The organism is Microbacterium sp. SORGH_AS_0428, assembly GCF_031453615.1.
GTDB lineage: Bacteria > Actinomycetota > Actinomycetes > Actinomycetales > Microbacteriaceae > Microbacterium.
Genome location: NZ_JAVIZT010000001.1, coordinates 2,298,349 through 2,314,968, shown reverse-complemented (window position 1 = coordinate 2,314,968; position 16,620 = coordinate 2,298,349). Strand labels below are relative to the sequence as shown.

Genomic DNA, 16,620 nt, shown 5'->3' with positions numbered 1-16,620 from the left:
GCGGGGAGCTCGTCGCGGACGGCGGATGCGGGACGGATGCCGGTGGCTGACGGCCCCGGAATGTCAGTGACCGATGTAGCGGCCGGGCCGGTGGTTCATGGCGAGGACCAGGTTCAGCAGCACCGCGCCGATCGCGCTCAGCAGCACCGCAGGCGCCGGGATGACCAGAAGCGAGATCAGGATGATCACGAGGTCGAGGATCAGCTGTGTCCAGCCGGCGCGGAAACCGGTGCGTTCCTGGATCAGCAGAGCGACGATGTTGATCCCGCCCAGACTCGCCTTGTGGCGGAACAGGATCAGCAGACCGACGCCTGCCAGCAGGTTGCCGCCGAGCGTGCCGTAGATCGGATCCAGGCTCTCGATGTGCAGGAGGGCGTGGTGCACGACCGACCACCCCGACACGAGCGCGATCGAGACCGCCGTGCGCAGGGTGAAATCCCACCCCTTCTTCCAGATCGCGAGCACAGCGAAGGGAAGGTTCACGACGGCGAAGATCAGCCAGAACGGCCACGAGGTCGCGTAGTCGAACAGCAGGGCGACACCCGCCGTGCCGCCGGTCACCGAGCCCGCGGACTGCAGCAGGTAGAGACCGAGTGACGCCGCGAAGGTGCCGGTCAGGATGCCGAGGATGTCCTCGGGCACGCTGTGCGCCGTCTGCTTGACGTCGAAGACCAGCGTCGAGGCGGTCTCCGGGGCGCTGGGTCGCGCTCCGAGCTCCGGTTCCATCGCGTCGGCGGCGGGGTCGGCGGGCTCCGGATGCGGCTCGTTCACGTCGTCCATCGTGCCACCTGGATCGGGCCGCGCCGCGCCGCGGCTAGGTCGTCGAGGCGTACGACGCAACCCGCATCCGATCTCGCGTCGGCTCCGAATAGGGTTCAAGGCCGGGAGAGCGCCGGGTCGGGAATGAAACCCCGAACCGGATCGTTTCGATCAGTGTTGGCACCTCGAGGTCCGGAGGAGGCGATCGTGGGCAAGAACTACATCGATATCGAGAACGAGCGCGGTGAGATGCTGCGCTACCGCAAGCACGTGAATGGACGCGGGCTCATCGCGAATGGGGCGAAGGTCCACCCGACGGCCGTCGTCGAAGCGGGCGCCTATGTGGAGCCCGGCGCGCAGATCGCGGCCGACGTCTATGTCGGCCGCGGAGCGTGGATCGAAAGCGACGTCGTCATCGGTCCGAAGGTCAAGATCGCGCCGCACGCGCACATCGGGTCCCGCGCACACGTGGGTGCCGGCGCGCAGATCGGCGTGCGCACGCAGATCGGCCCCGGAGCGAGTGTGGCCGGTGGTTCGCTGATCGGCGACGACCAGACCATCGCCCAGGGCGAGCGTGTCGCCACCGACCGGCGGGGGCTTCGCTCCGCCGCGTGAGCGCACCGCATCCGTCTCCGCTTCGTTCGCCTGTCCCAGATCGCGCCCATCCGCGCGAGATGTGACAGGCGAACTGTCGTTTCTCGGCCCCCGTCAATGCCCGAGTTGCGTCGCATCTGCGCAGATGCCACACCTTTGCGCAGATGCGACAGCGATGAACTGTGGCGGATGCGGAGAAGTGTCGCGCCTCGAAACGCGGCACCGCGAGTGGCGCACCTCCGCAACCATGCGGAGAAGCACCGCGCGCACGGCGAGTGACGCGCCGCACGAGCACGCGCACCTCGCGAGCCGCGGGCCCGTGGCGGATAGCCTGGGGGCATGGCTGGTCGAGGGTCACCGAAGGGCGGGAGGAAACCCGCACGCTCCGCGTCGACCCGCGGCACCCCCGCACATCGGCAGGCCAAAAACGGCTCACCCCGGACGCCCGCGAAGAAGCCCGCGGCGGCGACTCCAGCACCGCAGGTGCCCGCAGGCCCGTTCCGCCTCGGCGCGATCCCCGGAGCCACGCCCGGCAAATGGATCGACATCTGGCAGGAACGGATGCCGCGCACGGCACTCGAGCTCGTGCCGCTCGAGGTCGCCGCGCAAGAAGCGGCGCTGCGCAGCGGCCAGGTGGATGCGGCACTGGTCCGCCCACCCGTGGATCCCGACCTCTGGCATCTCATCCGCCTCTACGAGGAGACGGTCGTCGTCGCCTTCTCGGCCGACTCGCACCTCGCCGCAGGCGACGAGCTCACCCCGCAAGACCTCGTGGGCGAGGTGCTCGTCGTCCCGGCGGACGACGTGCTGGACCCGCACGTCGCCGGCACCGTCGCCCCCTCCTTCGCGGCACCGCCGACGACCGCGGACGCCATCGAGATCGTCGCGTCCGGCGTGGGCATCGTGATCGTCCCGATGTCTCTCGCCCGACTGCACCATCGCAAGGACGTCGAGTACCGACCCCTCTCGGGCGCGGCACCTTCGCCCGTCGGATTCGCCTGGCCCCGCGAGGATGCCTCGCCGCTCGTCGACACCTTCATCGGCATCGTCAGAGGCCGCACCGCGCAGTCGTCGCGCGACTGAGCGAGCGCCGCGGAGACCGCCACAGCCGCGCCATAGAATCGCAGGATGGATCCCCGCCCGCTGCTGTACCTCTGCGCGCGCCCGCAGCGGGATGCGGCCGAGGCGGAGTGGGCGTCGTTCCGCGTCGCGATGGGGCGCGGTGCCGACGGACTGCACGCGTGGGATCTGGTCTCGCACGAACTGCCGCGTGATGCGATCGATCGCTACGCGGGCTTCGTCGTCGGCGGCAGTCCCTTCAACGTGACGACCCCCGACAAGGGCGCGGTGCAGAGCCGGCTCGAGGACGACCTCGCCCGCGTGGCCGAGGCCGCCGCATCCGGCGCGACACGGGCGATGTTCACCTGTTACGGCATCGGCGTCGTGACCCGCGTCTTCGGGGGAACCGTCGCCGACACGTATCCCGAGGGCACGGGGGCGACGACCGTCGCCCTGACGGATGCGGGGCGCCGCGACCCGGTGTTCGGCGGTCTGCCCGAGCGATTCGACGCGTTCACGGCACACAAGGAGGGCACCGACATCCTGCCGTCCGAGGCCGTGCTGCTCGCCACCAACGACGAGTGCCCCGTGCAGGCCTACCGGGTGGGCGAGAGCCTGTATACGACCCAGTTCCACCCCGAGCTCACGCCCCAGGACTTCACGGCGCGCATGCGGATCTACCGCGATGGCGGGTACTTCGATCCGAGCGAGTTCGATGCGGTGGCGGCGCGCGTGCTCGCCTCCCCCGTCACCGAGCCCGCCCGCATCCTGCACGCCTTCGCGCGCCTCTGAGAGAGGACTCGGTCAGAGCCGGCGCAGCCGCTGCGCGACCCGTACGACGGTGACCAGGGCGATGACCGCCGCGGCGCAGACGGCTGCCGTGCCGATCGCCGCGCTGTGCGGCTGATCGGTCAGGCGGCCCACGGCGAGCCACGAGAGCCCCCAGCACAGGGCGAGAGAGGGCGCGACGCGGCCGAACCAGGCGATGCCGCATCCGATCGCCGCCACCGCGACCAGAACGATGATGCCCCAGACATCCGCTGCATCCTCGGCGCCGGCGGGCAGGATGCGGGTGAGCCACGCGGCGGTGTTCGCGACCGTCGCGAGTGTCACCCACCCGAGGTGGAGTCCGGTCACGCCGTCGATCAGTACGGCGGACACGGCGCCCTCGCGCGGCTGCATGATGGCGCGGCGCCAGGTGATCGCGAGGGCGACGAGAAGCAGCACGATGACGAGCACGGTCAGCGGCAGCGTGGTGAACTGCGCCGAGACCAGCCAGAGACCGTTGAGCACCTCGGTCGCAGCGATCAGCCACCCGAGGCGCCGCTGGCGCTCACTCGCCCGCTGGCCGGGCAGCGCCTGCCAGATCGCGTAGGCGATGAGCCCCAGGTAGACGGCCGACCAGATCGAGAAGGCTTGCCTGGCGGGAGCGAGATAGCTCGCGTCGGCGTCGAGGGCACCGTCCTGCAGGTCCTGCACGGCGGTGCCGCCGAACAGCCCGGTGCCGACCATGGCCGCGACCAGCATGAAACCGGTCGCGGCCAAGACGGCGATCTGGCGCGTGAGGTCGGATGAGCGCGAGGTGGCGACGTTCATGCCCTAACGCTAGATAATCTAGCTATCTCGCGCCAGGGGTTGACAGCCTCGCCGCTCGCTCAGCGGTAGCTCGAGAGCACCCGCTGAGACTCCCGCTCCGCCTTCTCGTTCGCCTTCCCTTCGCGCGAGCCCGCGAGCTTCGCACGGATGTGGTCGCCCACGGTGATCGGTTCGTACAGATCCGGGTGCTCCACGTCGACGCAGGACGGCAGGGTCTCGATGAGCGCATCGACGTCGCCGTCGTGGAAGAAGGCCGCGGATCGGCGCCGCTCGATCGTCCCGTCGATCACGGGCGGCTTCACGCGGTGCAGGGTCGACATCCACCGCTCGTTCGTCCAGCGCGCCGTCACGTCGCCGAGGTTGATGAGGAGCGCGTCATCGGCGGGCGCGACGTCGTTCCACGACCCGTCCGCGCCGAGCACCTGCAGTCCCTTCACCTGGTCGGCCCACAGGATCGTCACGATGCCGTAGTCGGTGTGCTCGCCCATGCCGACGAGGTCGCCGTCGAGCGTCACGTCGGTGCCGGGCGGCAGTGCGTAGTTGTTCATCCGCATGACGTCGAGGGAGTGACCGGTGCGCCGGTCGAAGAAGTCGGGCTCCAGCCCCAGCGCATCGGCGAAGATGCGGGTCATCGTGCGAGCCACACGCGCCGCCTCGGCGAAGTACGCCTGCACCTGCACCTCGAAGCCGTCGACGTCGGGCCACAGGTTGTCGGCGTACTCCGGCTGCGGAAGATCCGGGGATGCGGGATAGTCGGCCTGCGCGGCACCGACGTTGAACGCCTCGAAGAAGTCGTTCATCCGATTCGCCGACTCGACGCCGAGAGAGAGGCTGAGGGACTCGGACTTGGGCGGACTGTAGCCGCGGTTGATCTGCGGGGGTGTGCGATAGGTCTTCTTCTGCTCCAGGTCGAGGGCGAAGAAGCGGTCCATCGCGTCGGTGAGGCCCGCGGTGACCGCATCCGGAATCCCGTGTCCGGTGATCTGGATGAAGCCGACCGTGCGGCAGGCGTCGTCGATCGCGCGCGCGACCTCGGCTTTCGCCTCGGGGCTACCGTCGGTGACGTATGCGGTGATGTCGACGAGGGGGACGTGGAAGGTCATGGCGACTCCTGGGTGGGGATCACCCTCGGAAGGGCGACCGATGGGTATCGAGGTAGCCACTTCACGGTTTCCCACCGCGGCTTTCGAGGGCCGCGGCGCGTGTTTACATGAACGCTGCCGTCAGGCTAGACGGCTCGCGTTTCTCCCGCATTACATCTCGCACGGCCGCCCGGTCGAGAAGGGACGCGAGGCGCTTGTAGATTCGGAGGGTTCGCGATGAAGGGGGATCACCACCATGACGATTGAGTTGCCGGGGCTTCCGCCCCTGACGTGGACCCACGGCGAGGGCCGGCACCACGGGGAAGGTGACGCGCTGGTACTCACCTCCGACGCGGAGGTCGACTGGTCGAACGACGCGACCGGCGCACCTGCGTCGCACACCTCGACGAGTCTCTCCTTCGAGATCGACGAGCCCTTCCAGCTCTCCGCTCTGGTGTCGGTGGACTCTCCCCGCACGACCTTCGACGCCGCCGCGCTCACCCTGTGGGTGGACGAGGACTGCTGGGCGAAGCTGTGCTTCGAGTACTCGCCGCACGGCGAGGAGATGGTCGTGAGCGTCGTGACGGATCGCTTCTCCGATGACGCGAACGGCCCCGTCGTCCTGGAGGGATCGGTCTGGCTCCGGGTGTCGAGCCTTCCGGCGGGCGCGTACGCGTTCCACTACTCCGTGAACGGGACCACCTGGCACTTCGTGCGTCAGTTCCGACTCAGCACGTCGACGAGCCCGCGGGTCGGTTTCATGTCGCAGGCTCCCATGGGCCCCGCCGCGACCTCGCGGTTCTCGCAGATCTCCCTCGTTCGCGAACAGCTCGCCGACGTGCGCGACGGCAGCTGAGCGCCGCCGGCGCTCAGCTGCGCGGCGGGCCGAGCACCACGGCGGCGTCGGCGGGGACGGCGATGCCTGCCGCACCCGGCGACACCGGGAGGGTGGCCAGCAGCACGTCTTCCCCCGCGTCGAGCGGCACGTCCCAGGGCTCGGCCGCGAGGTTCACCACGACCCGCAGCGGCCCCCGCCCCAGCACGAAGCGCCGGGCGGACGGCGCCGCATCCGGTCGCTCGATCGCGGCGGACAGGTGCGCCGACGCGGGGTCGGTGAGCTCGGGCCGCTCACGCCGCAGCCGCGCGAGGTCGCGGTAGAGCGCGAGGATGCGGGCGTGCTCGCCGGTCTCGGCCTCCTCCCACGCGAGCTTGGCGCTCTGGAACGTCGCCGGATCCTGCGGGTCGGGCACCGCCGCCTCGTCCCAGTCGGTCTTCGCGAACTCCTCCGCCCGTCCCTTCCGCACCGCCTCGCCGAGCCACTCCTCCGGATGCGAGGTGAAGAACGGCCACGGCGTCGATGCGCCCCACTCCTCACCCATGAAGAGCATGGGCGTGCCGGGCGCGGTCAGGGTCAGCACGGCCGCGACCGCCAGGCGATCGGGCGACAGCGTCGCGCTCAGCCGGTCACCCGCGGCGCGGTTGCCGATCTGGTCGTGGTCCTGGGCGAAGGTCACGAGACGCCAGGTCGGCACCTCCGCCGGGATCGGATGCCCGTGGTGGCGCTCACGGAACGACGAGTACGTGCCGTCGTGGAAGAACCCGCGCGTCCAGACCTTCTCCAGCGCGTCGGATGCGGCGAAGTCCGCGTAATAGCCGCTGACCTCGCCGGTGAGGGCGACATGGAGGGCATGATGCCAGTCGTCGCTCCACTGCGCGGCCAGTCCGTAGCCGCCGGCCTCGCGCGGCAGGATCAGCGTCGGGTCGTTCATGTCGCTCTCGGCGATGAGGGTGAGCGGACGTCCGACATGCGCCGAGAGGGCGTCGACGGCCTCCGCCATCTCGCGCAGGATGTGGACGGGCCGCTCGTCGTGCAGCGCGTGCACCGCATCCAGTCGCAGCGCGTCGACGTGGTAGTCCCGGAGCCACATGAGGGCGTTCTCGACGATGTAGGAGCGGACGGCGGGCTCGTCGAGGTTGACGGAGTCGCCCCATGTGTTGCGCGTTCCCTCGCGCAGGTACGGACCGAACTCCGGAAGGTAGTTCCCGGAGGGGCCGAGGTGGTTGTGCACGACGTCCTGCACGACGGCGAGGCCCGCGGCGTGGGCCGCGTCCACGAAGCGCGCGTAGCCCGCAGGGCCGCCGTAGGCCTCGTGCACGGTGTACCAGGCGACGCCGTCGTAGCCCCAGTTCCAGACACCGTTGAACCCGTTCACCGGCAGCAGCTCGATGTGGCTCACACCGAGTTCGACCAGGTGCGGCAGCCGCTCGATCGCCGCATCCAGGGTCCCCTCCGGCGTGAACGTGCCGAGGTGCAGCTCGTAGATCAGGCCGCCCGCCAGCTGCCGGCCGGTCCACGCCGCGTCGGTCCACGCGAACGCGGCGGTGTCGACCCACGCGGATGCCGTGTGCACGCCGTCGGGCTGCCGGCGCGAGCGCGGGTCGGGGCGCACCTCGCCGTCATCGAGCACGAACCCGTACCGCTCGCCGTCAGCGAGTTCGGCCGGCGTCCGCCACCATCCGCCCGCCGCGGCGGCCAGCTCGGTCTCGCGGCCGAGTCCGTCACCCGACCGCATCCGCACGCGCCGCGCCTTGGGCGCCCAGAGTTCGATCATCGTCTCGTCCTCGTCTCGTGGCTCGGTCGTCATCCGCGCGGCGCCGCGAGCGCGACCGGCGCGAGGAGGGCGACGGGGTAGGTCGCCAGCAGCTCGGCGAGCGGGATCCGCTCGGTCTCGAAGACCCGCCCGGTCAGCTCGTCCTGCACGGCGCCGGCGGGATGCAGCAGCGCGGCGTCACCCCATCCGCCGCGGGCCGCGAGGCCCACCGGCAGCCGGGTCGCGACCGCGATCGCCCCGCCGCGGTCGAAGGCCACCGCGTGCTCGGCGGCAGCGCCGGTCACGGTCACCGGCGTGTAGCGGGTGAACAGGTGCGGGCGGTCGCGACGCAGGCGCAGCGCGCGGGAGACCACCAGGAGCTTTGCAGCGGCGCCCTCATCCACGGGCGGCACGAGTCCTTCATCCAGCTGCGCGAGCGTGGCGGCGCGGGCCGCGAAGTCGACGTGGCGACGGTTGTCCGGGTCGACGAGCGACTGTTCCCACAGCTCGGAGCCCTGGTACACATCCGGGACGCCGGGTCCGGCGAGCTGGAGGATCTTGGCGGACAGTCCGTTCGAGTACCCCGCCGGGGCGATCTCGGCGACGAACGACTCCACGAGCGGGCGCGCCTCACCGAACGCGGCGTCGACCACGGCATGCATCCGCCGCTCGAAGTCCTCGTTCACGTCGAGCCAGCTGGTCGCGTCGCCGGCCTCGCGTGCGGCCTTCTCGGCGTAGGCGTGGAGACGTTCGGCGCTCGCGGGCCAGGCGCCGACGACGGCCTGCCAGAGCAACGCGTCGAAGGGGCCGTGACCGGTCGTCGCGATCTCGCGCAGTGCGTCCAGCGTCTCGGCCCACCGCTCGGGCATCTCCGCGAGGACGTCGAGGCGTGCCCGCACGTCCTCGCCGCGTTTCGTGTCGTGCGTCGACAGCGTGGTGAGCGAGTGCGGCCACGAGGCCTGCCTGCGGGCGAAGGCGTCGTGGAACCCCGCGACGTCGAGCGCGAACTCGGACGGATCTCCCCCGACCTCGGTCAGCGACCCGAGGCGCGTGAAGCGATAGAACGCGGTGTCCTCCACCCCCTTCGCCATGACGGGCCCGGTCGTCTGCTGAAAGCGCTGTGCGAGCTCGCTCGATCCGTCGGCGAGCAGCGGCACGAGAGCGGCGATCGCCTCGGCGAGATCCGGACGGGCAGCGGATGCGGCCTCCGCCGCCTCGTCGAGCCACGCGCGGCCCGCCGGCAGGTAGCTGCGGTAGGTCGGGAACAGGGCGAGAAGCTCTGCCAGCGCGTCCCGCGCTCCGGGGACCGGCACCGGCAGCAGGCGCACCAGCCGCGCGACCTCGGACGCCTGGATCGTGTCGGCGATCTGGCGCTTCGTGCCGTGGATGAGCTCGCCCCACGACGGGGCCGACGGCAGTCCGGTCTCGATGCGCAGCTGCGCATCGAGGGCATCGAGACCCGCCCGCCCCGCGGGGTCGACGAGCACACGCTCCACCTCGCCGAGGGCGTCGTAGCCGGTCGTGCCGACCGTGTGCCACCAGGAGGGCAGCTCTTCGCCGTGCTCGAGGATCTTCTCGACCCACACGGGCAGTGCGTTCGTGGCCTCGGCCAGGCGTGCGAGGTATCCGCCCGGGTCCCGCAGCCCGTCGGGGTGGTCGACGCGCAGGCCGTCCACGAGACCCTCGCGCACCCACCGCAGGATCTCGACGTGCGCGTCGTCGAAGACGTGCGGCTCCTCCACACGGACGGCGGCCAGCGTCGTCACGGCGAAGAAGCGGCGGTAGTTCAGCAGCGCGGCCTCGTCGCGCCAGAAGCGCAGCTCGTAGTGCTGTCGCTCCAGCACCGCGGCGATGTCGTCGGGCTCGAGGCCGTCGAGCGAGCCCGGCGCGAGCGGCAGCTCGTGGTCGTAATAGCGCACGAGCCCGTCCGGGGCGTCCGGAGCGGGCACCGGGTCGATGGTGATCTCGTCGATCACCTCTGTGAGCGCAGCGCCGAGGATGGGCAGGCGCACCCGGCCGTCGTCGAGCGCACGATCCACGTCGAAGGCGGCCGCGCGCCCGGACGCCTCACCGAGGCGCAGGTAGTCCCACCACCACGGGTTCTCACGCGGGATCGCGACACCCATGTGGTTGGGAACGATGTCCACGAGCACGCCGAGCCCCGCGTCATGGGCAGCGGCCACGAACCGGTCGAGCGCCTCGCCCCCGCCGCGGGCGGGGTCGACGAGCGAAGGATCCACGACGTCGTAGCCGTGATCGGAGCCTGTGGTCGCCTTCAGCAGGGGCGACAGGTAGACCCATCCCACGCCGAGGTCGGCGAGGTAGGGCACGACGGCGGCGGCCGCATCCAGATCGAAGCTCGGACGGATCTGCAGGCGGTAGGTCGAGGCGGGCAGCATGCGTCCTCCGGGTCAGTGCGGGAGCTCGGACTTGGGAGCCGCGCCGGGCACCTCGTCGACAGGAACCGTGAGGTTCTGCGTCAAGGATGCGGCGACCGAGTGATCGGGTTCGGCTTCGCTCTCGTGGTGCTCGCGCAGCACGATGAGCGACTTCGTCTCCACCGGCAGCACGTCGCCCGGGCGCACGGGTTCCGAGTCGGCTCGGTTGCCTGCCGTGTCGACGAGCACGTCCCACTCGGGCGAGAAGTCGACGTTCGGCAGCGTGAACTCGACCGGCTCATCGCCCGCATTGAAGAGCACGATGAAGTGGCTGTCGATGATCTGCTCGCCGCGGCGATCGCGTTCGCGGATGCCGTTGCCGTTGAGGAAGACGCCGACGGCACGGCCGAAGCCCGAGTCCCAGTCCTCGGGACGCATGGGCGTGCCGTCGGGACGCAGCCACACGATGTCGGGGACGGGCGCGTCCTCTTCCTGGAGCACCGGACGACCGTCGAAGAAGCGGCTGCGGCGGAACGTGGGGTGATCGCGGCGGAGCCGGGACAGCGCCGCGGTGAACTCGATCAGCGGCAGGTCGATGTTCTCCCAATCGACCCAGGTGATCTCGTTGTCCTGCGCGTAGCCGTTGTTGTTGCCGCCCTGCGTGCGGCCGAGCTCGTCGCCGTGCAGCAGCATCGGGATGCCCTGGCTCAGCAGCAGCGTCGCGATGAAGTTGCGCTGGGCGCGGGCGCGCAGCGTCAGCACCTCGACGTCGTCGGTCGGACCCTCGACGCCGAAGTTGTACGAGCGGTTGTGGGACTCGCCGTCGTTGCCGTCCTCGCCGTTCGCGTCGTTGTGCTTCTCGTTGTACGAGACGAGGTCGCGCAGGGTGAAGCCGTCGTGCGCGGTCACGAAGTTCACCGACGCCACGGGCCTGCGGCCGGAGTTCTCGTAGAGATCCGCGGAACCGGTCAGTCGTGAGGCGAACTCGCCGAGGGTGGCGGGCTCGCCGCGCCAGAAGTCGCGCACCGTGTCGCGGTACTTGCCGTTCCACTCGGTCCACTGAGGCGGGAAGTTGCCCACCTGGTAGCCGCCCGGTCCCACATCCCACGGCTCGGCGATGAGCTTGACCTGGCTGACGATCGGGTCCTGCTGCACGAGCTCGAAGAAGGCGGCGAGGCGGTCGACCTCGTAGAACTCGCGGGCGAGGGTGGCGGCCAGGTCGAACCGGAAGCCGTCGACGTGCATCTCGAGCACCCAGTAGCGCAGGGAGTCCATGATCAGCTGCAGCGCATGCGGGTTGCCGACGTTGAGGCTGTTGCCCGTGCCGGTGTAGTCCGTGTAGTACCGCTTGTCATCGGCTTCGAGGCGGTAGTACGCCTCGTTGTCGATGCCCTTCATCGACAGGGTCGGCCCGAGGTGGTTGCCTTCGGCCGTGTGGTTGTAGACCACGTCGAGGATGACCTCGATGCCGGCGGCGTGCAGCGCCCGCACCATGCCCTTGAACTCCTGCACCTGCTGACCGCTCCCGCCCGTCGACGAGTACGTGTTCTGCGGCGCGAGGAAGGCGATGGTGTTGTAGCCCCAGTAGTTCGACAGCCCCTTCTGCTGCAGGGTGTCGTCGTCGACGAACTGGTGCACGGGCATGAGCTCGATGGCCGTCACGCCGAGCTTCTTGAGGTGCTCGATGATGACCGGATGCGCGATCGCGCTGTACGTGCCGCGGATCTCCTCGGGGATACCCGGGTGGAGCTGGGTGAGACCTTTCACGTGCGCCTCGTAGATGAAGGTCTCCGAGTACGGCGTCTTCGGCTGGCGGTCGCCGCCCCAGTCGAAGAAGGGGTTGATGACGACGGCCTTCATCATGTGCGTGGCGGAGTCGTCGTCGTTGCGCGAATCCGGGTCGCCGAAGTTGTAGCCGAAGAGCGACTGGTCCCAGTCGATCTGGCCGTCGACGGCCTTCGCGTACGGGTCGAGCAGCAGCTTGTTCGGGTTGAACCGCTGGCCGGATGCGGGATCGTACGGGCCGTGCACGCGGTAGCCGTAGCGCTGCCCCGGGCCGACGTTGGGCAGGTAGGCGTGCCAGACGAACGCATCGACCTCGATGATGTCCAGACGCGTCTCGACGCCGTCGTCGTCGAAGAGGCACAGCTCGACCCGCTCGGCGCCTTCGCTGAAGAGGGCGAAGTTCGTACCGTTCCCGTCGTACGTCGCCCCCAGGGGATATGCCGATCCGGGCCAGGTGTGCACGTCGCCTCCCGGGGCATCGGATGCAGGGGCTTTCACCCTAGTGGACGCGGAGGGCGCGGTTTCGTCGGTCACCACCGGAGCATGGCTCATCAAGGTGAGGCCGGCGCGGGGCTTGACGCGGCCCACCGCGAGGACTCCGCATCCGACGGTTCATCCGGCGGGCGGGAACACGCTGCAACCCTCGCGACTTGCCCGAAGTATGAAGACGCTGATCGTGACCGCCCACCCGGACGACACCTCGCTGACCGCAGCCCTCGCCGCCCGGCTCGCGGAGAATCTCGAACCGGACGAGGTCGAGCTGATCGACCTCGACGCCGAAAGGTTCGATCCGCGCTTCTCCGCTGTCGACCGCGCCGCGTATCGGGGCGAGCAGGAGCCACCCGCCGACGTACGCACCTACCAGCGGCGCCTGGACGCCGTGGACAACCTGATCCTGGTCTTCCCGGTTTATGCCGTCGAGCGAAGCGTCGCCGCTGTCCGACGCGCGCGGGGCGCCGACGCCGACCGGTGACGACGCGTCAGGCGGCCGGCCAGGCGGCGGATGCGGCGGGCCAGGATGAGCCGCGCAGCTCGGCGAGCGCGGTGCGCTGGCGCTGCACGGCTTCGAGCGAGTCGGAGCGGAACGCCGTCGCGATGACGACCTCGCGCCAGTAGTCGTCCGGGCTGCGGTACACCGCGAAGGCCTTGGCGGCGAGCTGTTCCAGCAGCCGCCACGCGTCCTCCGCATCCAGGTAGTCGGCGACGTAGGCGTAGCGCACACCGCCGATCGACCGCTCGATGTCGGCCGCCAGCAGAAGGCGGGGCGGGTGATGCTCGCTCCCCCGCGCGAGATCATGGATGTCGAAGACGGGCAGGCCGGTGAGCGCGGCGACCCGCGACATCATGCGCTCGGCATCGTCGCCGCCCGCGATCTCCGCGAATCGGGCAGACAGCAGGCCCCGCGACAGGGTGTCGGCCACCATCAGCTCGGCATCCGATCCGGAGACGATCTTGTACTGCTCGTCGAGCGAAGCCCGCAGCTGTGCGATCGGGGGCAGCGGAAGGGCGAGCCACGGAGCGCCGCGCTGCCCGTCCAGGTGCTTCGCGCGCACCTGCTGCGGGAGTTCCGCGAAGGTCGGCGTGAACGCCAGCGAGGAGTTCCAGCCCCGGATCGCGAAGTCGCTGGCGGCGTCGAGCGCGAGGATCTGCTGCTGCCGCTCGGTGAGCGGAGTCCGGGAGGCGAGCGCGAGATAGCGCCGCTGCGCGCGCAGCGGCGCTGCGGCATCGACGAAAGACATCACGGTCGAGGCGATCAGCAGCCCCACCATCGTGCCCAGGGCGAAGAAGACGAACAGCGTGGTCGGCGCGCCCGTGCCCCACCAGCCCAGCGACGCGACGACCGCGGCGATGCCGAACGGAGCCGCGATCGCGGTGACGGGAAGCGCGCGTCGGCGCATCTGGCGCGGATCGGCACGGCGGCGGCGCTCCATCGTCCGGGCGTGCCGCCACCGCATCCGCACGGGGAACTCGACCTCGCCCGGGTGGTTCTGCAGGACGGTCTCGGGTGCACTCACCGGATCATCTTGACAGCCGGCAACGGCGGCGTCGGGCACCCTGTGAACAGAGCGCCGGATGCCGGGATCACGCTCCGGAGGGCGGGGTGCGGGCGAGGGCGACCCGCTCAGCGAGATAGGCGCCCAGCGGCATGAATCCACCGGCCGCGCTCCAGCGCACGAGCGGCCCGTCGACGCCGAGGCGCAACGGTGAGGATGCGGCGTCCACCGCGCCTGGATCGATCGGCTCCCAGCCGACGTGCACACTCTGCCCCTCGGCGAATCCGCCGCGGAAGGCTGCCGCGGCGATCGCTGCCCGCTCCCGCTGCGACTCGGCCGCGAATCCGCGCCGCACCTCTTCGCGGGCACGGACGATCTCGCCCGTCGCGAGGACGGCGTCCTCCGTCAGCAGCAGCACGCCCAGGTGCCACGCGGAGCCCGCCGGGACGATGCGGGGCGCCGCGGGGATGCCGAGGATGCGGCGGCTGCGCCACACGCCCAGCGCCTCGCGCGGAACCGGGCCCAGCTCTCGCCGGGCCGCATCCAGCATCTCGGCGACGGCGTCCACGCGGCGAGCCTAACGGCGCCCCGGCCTCAGACGCGGATGACGTTCGGCGCAGTCGCGGCCTGCCCCTGCTCGCCGTGCACCTCGCGGTGCAGCCGCTCCATGCGCTCGTCCAGGGCGGCGGCGGTCTCGGCCGCCTCGCGCAGGCTCTCGGTGAGCCCCATCGGAACCTGCCGGTCGTACTTGTAGTAGATCTTGTGCTCGAGACTCGCCCAGAAGTCCATCGCGATGGTGCGGAACTGCACCTCGACGGGCACCCGCACGGGGCCGGTGGAGAGGAAGACGGGCACCTCGACGATCGCGTGGAGGCTCTTGTAGCCGTTCTCCTTGGGCGTGGCGATGTAGTCCTTCACGGTGCGCACCGTGATGTCGTCCTGCTGGGTCAGCAGATCGAAGAGCCGGTACGCGTCGGTCGTGAAACTGCAGGTGACGCGCACGCCGGCGATGTCGGTGATGTGCTCGCGGATCGAGGCGAAGTCCGACGGGATGCCCTTGCGCGTCACCTTGTCGACGAGGCTGTCGGGCGACTTCAAGCGGCTGGTGACGTGCTCGATGGGGTTGTACTCGTGCATGTGCAGGAACTCGTCCCGCAGGATCGAGATCTTGGTCTCGATCTCCTGCATGCCGAAGCGGTACTCGAGCAGGAACCGCTGCAGCTCGTCGCGCACCTCACGCAACTGCGCGGGGGACATCATGACCTGTTGCTGCTCGAGCGGCACCTTCATGTCTCCGACCGTACGGGCGCCCGCTCGGTGGGCGCTGTGAGCAACGACCGGATCGGTCATGTGACGGTCGTTCCTCGCTCTCAGCCCAACGTGCCGGCGGCCTGGCGCGCGGCACCCAATGCGACGTACTCCCCCGGCTCGGGAACCTCGACCGGCAGCCCGAAGACCGCAGGCGCCACGCGGCGCACCGCCTCGGACTGGGCCGCGCCGCCGATCAGAAGCACGCGCTCGAGTGGCACGCCGAGCCCGCGCAGGGCGTCGAGGCCCGCGCCGAGGCCGGACAGCATGCCCTCCACCGCCGCGCGGGCGAGGTTCTCCCGCGTCGTCGATGCGAGCGTCATGCCTTCCAGGGATGCGGTCGCGTCCGGAAGATTGGGGGTGCGCTCCCCCTCGAAGTAGGGGATGAGGCGCAGTCCGCCGGCGCCCGGCTGCGCCGTCAGCGCGAGCGCGCTGAGCTCGGCGTGGTCGACCCCGAGCAGCCGGGCGATCGCGTCGAGCACCCGCGCGGCGTTGAGGGTCACGACGATGGGCAGGAAGTTGCCGGAGGCGTCGGCGAAGCCTGCGACCGTGCCGGTCGCATCGATCGTGCGTTCGGCGCTGACGGCGAACACCGTGCCCGAGGTGCCGATGGAGACGATGGCATCGCCCGGGACCGCACCGACGCCGAGGGCGGCACCTGCGTTGTCGCCGGCACCGGGACCGACGCGGCGGCCCGCCGCATCCGTCACCCACTGGTCGGGGCCGAGCACGCGCGGCAGGAGCGCGTCGTGTCCGAGAGCGGCGACGAGCAGCTCGCGGTCGTAACCGCCCGTCTCGGGCGACCAGTAGCCGGTTCCGGAGGCGTCCGAGCGGTCGGTGACGAGCTCGTCGAGCACGGGGCCGAGCGCGCTCTCGCCGGCCGGGCCGTAGCCCCGCAGCCGCCAGGTGAGCCAGTCGTGCGGCAGCGCGACGGCGGCCACGCGCGCCGCATTGTCGGGCTCGTTGTCACGGAGCCACCGCAGCTTCGTGATGGTGAAGGAGGCCACCGGAACGAGGCCCGTGCGATCGGCGAGCGCTTCCGCGCCGAACTCGGCGGTCAGCTGCGCTGCAGCGCCGCCGGAGCGGGTGTCGTTCCACAGCAGCGCAGGGCGGATGACCCGACCGTCGGCGTCGAGCGCGACCATCCCGTGCTGCTGCCCGCCGATGGACCACGCGGCGATGTCGTCGAGACCGCCCGCATCCGCGATGGCCGACTGCAAAGCGCCCCACCAGGCCGCGGGGTCGACCTCGGTGCCGTCGGGATGGCTCGCGCGCCCCGTGCGCACGACGGCGCCCGACTGCGCGTCGACCACGACGACCTTGCACGACTGGGTCGACGAGTCGACCCCCAACACCAGCGCCATCGCTGCTCCTTCTTCCTAGGACGTCTACTTCTTCAGAGGGCCTTCAGAGGGCCCCTTCCGCATCCGCAACGCACCCATGTCCCACTTTCTGCAGTTCTCGGGGGCGAATC

15 protein-coding genes are annotated in these 16,620 nt (G+C 70.5%); 5 read left to right on the top strand and 10 right to left on the bottom strand.

Features of this window, described 5'->3' with window-relative positions; genetic code table 11:
- Positions 1–63: 63 nt before the first annotated feature.
- Positions 64–726, bottom strand: coding sequence for a YitT family protein (locus QE374_RS11185; RefSeq protein WP_137419207.1), 663 nt, complete (start codon positions 724–726; stop codon positions 64–66).
- Between the two features lie 240 nt (positions 727–966).
- Between QE374_RS11185 and QE374_RS11180 the strand changes: the two genes are divergently transcribed.
- The 3 genes from QE374_RS11180 to QE374_RS11170 all read left to right on the top strand — a co-directional run bounded on the left by QE374_RS11180 (position 967) and on the right by QE374_RS11170 (position 3,204).
- Positions 967–1,374, top strand: coding sequence for a transferase (locus tag QE374_RS11180; RefSeq protein ID WP_137418107.1), 408 nt, complete (start codon positions 967–969; stop codon positions 1,372–1,374).
- Between the two features lie 462 nt (positions 1,375–1,836).
- The gene (locus QE374_RS11175) at positions 1,837–2,436 is read left to right on the top strand and encodes a LysR family substrate-binding domain-containing protein (RefSeq protein WP_309734898.1); all 600 of its coding nucleotides are present in this window, start codon (positions 1,837–1,839) and stop codon (positions 2,434–2,436) included.
- Between the two features lie 45 nt (positions 2,437–2,481).
- Positions 2,482–3,204 (top strand): glutamine amidotransferase-related protein, encoded by a 723-nt coding sequence (locus QE374_RS11170; protein WP_309734896.1) that lies wholly within the window; start codon positions 2,482–2,484, stop codon positions 3,202–3,204.
- Between the two features lie 12 nt (positions 3,205–3,216).
- Here QE374_RS11170 and QE374_RS11165 read toward each other — a convergent pair whose 3' ends face one another.
- Positions 3,217–4,008: a tryptophan-rich sensory protein gene (locus QE374_RS11165; RefSeq protein ID WP_309734894.1), complete on the bottom strand. Its 792-nt coding sequence runs from the start codon at positions 4,006–4,008 to the stop codon at positions 3,217–3,219.
- Between the two features lie 59 nt (positions 4,009–4,067).
- Entirely contained in the window at positions 4,068–5,111 is a 1,044-nt protein-coding gene (locus QE374_RS11160) for a 2-oxoglutarate and iron-dependent oxygenase domain-containing protein (RefSeq protein ID WP_309734892.1), read from the bottom strand.
- A gap of 235 nt (positions 5,112–5,346) precedes the next feature.
- Between QE374_RS11160 and QE374_RS11155 the strand changes: the two genes are divergently transcribed.
- Complete coding sequence (locus tag QE374_RS11155) at positions 5,347–5,946, top strand: DUF1349 domain-containing protein (RefSeq protein ID WP_309734891.1); 600 nt, start codon at positions 5,347–5,349, stop codon at positions 5,944–5,946.
- Positions 5,947–5,959: 13 nt separating this feature from the next.
- Here QE374_RS11155 and treZ read toward each other — a convergent pair whose 3' ends face one another.
- Genes treZ through glgX form a run of 3 tightly spaced genes read right to left on the bottom strand, consistent with a single transcriptional unit; the run spans position 5,960 to position 12,306 of the window.
- Positions 5,960–7,702, bottom strand: a complete 1,743-nt coding sequence (gene treZ / locus QE374_RS11150) for a malto-oligosyltrehalose trehalohydrolase (RefSeq protein WP_309734889.1) — start codon at positions 7,700–7,702, stop codon at positions 5,960–5,962.
- Positions 7,703–7,731: 29 nt separating this feature from the next.
- Complete coding sequence (gene treY, locus QE374_RS11145; RefSeq protein ID WP_309734887.1) at positions 7,732–10,080, bottom strand: malto-oligosyltrehalose synthase; 2,349 nt, start codon at positions 10,078–10,080, stop codon at positions 7,732–7,734.
- A 12-nt stretch (positions 10,081–10,092) separates the two neighbouring features.
- Positions 10,093–12,306 carry a glycogen debranching protein GlgX gene (gene glgX, locus QE374_RS11140; protein WP_309734886.1) on the bottom strand — a complete coding sequence of 738 codons (2,214 nt, stop codon included), beginning with the start codon at positions 12,304–12,306 and terminating at the stop codon, positions 10,093–10,095.
- Between the two features lie 199 nt (positions 12,307–12,505).
- Here glgX and QE374_RS11135 point away from each other — a divergent pair, with 199 nt between their 5' ends.
- On the top strand, positions 12,506–12,817 hold the full coding sequence (locus QE374_RS11135) for an NAD(P)H-dependent oxidoreductase (protein WP_309734885.1): 312 nt from the start codon (positions 12,506–12,508) through the stop codon (positions 12,815–12,817).
- 7 nt (positions 12,818–12,824) lie between these two features.
- Here QE374_RS11135 and QE374_RS11130 read toward each other — a convergent pair whose 3' ends face one another.
- The 4 genes from QE374_RS11130 to xylB all read right to left on the bottom strand — a co-directional run bounded on the left by QE374_RS11130 (position 12,825) and on the right by xylB (position 16,510).
- Positions 12,825–13,859 carry a DUF1266 domain-containing protein gene (locus QE374_RS11130; RefSeq protein WP_309734883.1) on the bottom strand — a complete coding sequence of 345 codons (1,035 nt, stop codon included), beginning with the start codon at positions 13,857–13,859 and terminating at the stop codon, positions 12,825–12,827.
- Positions 13,860–13,926: 67 nt separating this feature from the next.
- Positions 13,927–14,406, bottom strand: coding sequence for a glutaminase (locus tag QE374_RS11125; RefSeq protein WP_309734881.1), 480 nt, complete (start codon positions 14,404–14,406; stop codon positions 13,927–13,929).
- Positions 14,407–14,432: 26 nt separating this feature from the next.
- The gene (locus QE374_RS11120; RefSeq protein WP_309734879.1) at positions 14,433–15,128 is read right to left on the bottom strand and encodes a GTP pyrophosphokinase family protein; all 696 of its coding nucleotides are present in this window, start codon (positions 15,126–15,128) and stop codon (positions 14,433–14,435) included.
- 80 nt (positions 15,129–15,208) lie between these two features.
- Entirely contained in the window at positions 15,209–16,510 is a 1,302-nt protein-coding gene (xylB, locus tag QE374_RS11115; protein ID WP_309734878.1) for a xylulokinase, read from the bottom strand.
- Between the last annotated feature and the right edge of the window lie 110 nt (positions 16,511–16,620).